Here is a 1,708-nt window from a genome sequence, read left to right as displayed (position 1 = left end):
GTCCAGGGCGTCGGCCAGGCGGCCGAGCCGGCGCAGCGTGTTGCCGCGGTTGTCCCAGGCGAGCGCATAGCCCGGATCGAGGCGCAGCGCCGCTTCGTAGCTGGCCAGCGCGGCACCGGTGCGGCCGAGATCCTGCAGCGCGGCGCCCAGGTTGCAATGGGCGCGCGCCTGCTGCGGGTCGATCCGCAGCGCTTCCTCGATCAGCGCCACGGCGCGGCCGGGATGCCCGTGCTGGCGCTCGATCACGCCCAGCAGGTGCAGCGCGTCGAACTGGCAAGGGTCGAGGTCCAGCACGCGCCGGTACAAGGCCTGCGCCTGCTCGAGCCGGCCCTGCTGGTGCAGGCGGACGGCCTGGCCCAGCAGGTCGGACGCGTCTTCCACCGTCACCGGATCAGCTCCAGGACAGGTCCGCCTTGGCCAGCGGCAGCTCGCGCACGCGCTTGCCGGTGGCGGCGAAGATGGCATTGCAGACGGCCGGCGCCAGCGGCGGGAACACGGGTTCGCCCAGGCCCGTGACGGGGTAGTCGGTCTTGAGGAAGTGCGTCTCGATCGTGGTCGGCGTGTCCGGCATGCGCAGCAGGGCGTAGTCGTGGAAGTTGCTCTGCACGATGCGGCCCTTGTCGATGTCGAGCGCCGGGTACATCAGCGTGGACAGGCCGTCGATGACGGAGCCCTGCACCTGGTTCTCGGCGCCGGACAGGTTGACGATCTGCGCGCCGATGTCGGCGACGACGACGACGCGGTCCACGCGCAGCCGGCCTTCCTTCGACACCGTCACCTCCGCCACTTCGGCCACGTAGCCGCGGTGGCTGAAGTGGAAGGCGATGCCGGCCCCCTGGCCGCGCGCGAACTTGCGCTGGCCCCAGCCGGATTTTTCGGCGACGGCCTTCAGCACGTTGCGCATGCGGCCCACGTTGTACGGCACGCCGCGCTCGCCCGTACCGGCCACGAGGTCATTGTCGCCGAGGAGGTCGAGGCGGAACGCGAGGGGATCGCGCCCGGCCGCATGGGCCAGTTCGTCGATGAAGCTGTGGAACACCCACGCGAACACGTTGCTGCCCGGCGCGCGCCACGGTCCCATCGGGATGCGGCATTCGAGCGGCGTCTGCTCGATCAGGCAATTGGCGAGCCAGCGGCCCGGGAATTCATCGCCCGACAGGTTGCCGCCGCTGCCCGGCTGCAGCACGCTCGCGCTGCCGCCGTCGCTTTCCTTCTTCTCGACGCGGTTCGCGAACGTGACGAAGTGGTCGTGCCACGCGACGACCTTGCCATGGTCGTCCACGCCGCCGCGCAGGAAGTGGAAGCCGCCGGCGCGGAAGTGGTCGTGCTGCAGGTCGTCCTCGCGCATCCACGTCAGCTTGACGGGCGCCTTCACTTTCTGCGCGATCGCCGCCGCCTCGACGATGAAGTCGGACGACAGCCGGCGCCCGAAGCCGCCGCCGCTGCGTGTGATGTGGAGCAGGATCTTGTCTTTCGGGATGTTGAATGTCGTGGAGACGAGCGCCTGGCCGGCGCCCGGATTCTGCGTGGGCGCCCACAGTTCGAGGGTGCCCTCCCGCGGCTTGAACCACGCCGTGCAGTTCTGCGGTTCCATGCTCGCGTGCGAGATGAACGGGTAGACGTAGTTCGCTTCGACCGTGCGCGCGGCGCCGGCGAGGGCCGCATCGACGTCGCCGTCCTTGCGCATCACGGCGGCGCCGGGTTGCCC

General features: G+C 70.3%; 2 protein-coding genes. Both read right to left on the bottom strand.

Going from position 1 to position 1,708, the window contains the following annotated elements:
• Nucleotides 1-387: tetratricopeptide repeat protein (locus ACEN88_RS30995; RefSeq protein ID WP_413345914.1), on the bottom strand; the 387-nt coding region annotated here is incomplete at its 3' end.
• Between the two features lie 4 nt (nt 388-391).
• Nucleotides 392-1,708, bottom strand: a 1,317-nt coding sequence (locus ACEN88_RS30990; RefSeq protein ID WP_413345913.1) for a xanthine dehydrogenase family protein molybdopterin-binding subunit, incomplete at its 5' end; no start/stop codon positions are given.

The organism is Massilia sp. CT11-108 (assembly GCF_047302915.1).
In the GTDB taxonomy this organism is placed as follows: domain Bacteria; phylum Pseudomonadota; class Gammaproteobacteria; order Burkholderiales; family Burkholderiaceae_D; genus Telluria; species Telluria orientalis.
Note: the sequence above shows the minus strand (reverse complement) of the source record. Positions and strands in the feature narration are given on the sequence as shown.